General features: G+C 77.2%; 1 pseudogene. It reads left to right on the forward strand.

The features are described 5' to 3' along the window. Positions 1-61 precede the first annotated feature (61 nt). A pseudogene (locus D471_RS35915) lies at positions 62-329 on the forward strand (hypothetical protein); the annotation flags it as partial.

Below are 329 nucleotides of genomic sequence, written 5' to 3' on the forward strand. Positions count from 1 at the left end.
CCGTGAGGGAGGGAGCGGGACGTCCTGCGGGAGCGGGGCGTCCCGGGACGCTGTGTCGGTGGTGCCGCTGGCACCGGCGGTTCCGGTGGCGCCGTCGGAGACGGGGGTGTTCCCGGGCGCGGGGACGGTGGCGCTCGCCTCCGGAGCGGAGCCGTCCCCGGGCACGGTCGAGTCGGGGCGCGACGTCGGCAGCGGGACGTCCTCGGGTGACGGTCCGGCGGACGGCGGTTCCCCGTCAGCGGTGGGGGAGTGCGTGTTCCGCGCGCTCACCTGGGACGACGAAGGCGAAGGGGTCGCGGACGATACGGCCGGCGCCGCCGACGACGGTT

Origin of the sequence: Nocardiopsis lucentensis DSM 44048, assembly GCF_000341125.1 — a bacterium.
GTDB lineage: Bacteria > Actinomycetota > Actinomycetes > Streptosporangiales > Streptosporangiaceae > Nocardiopsis > Nocardiopsis lucentensis.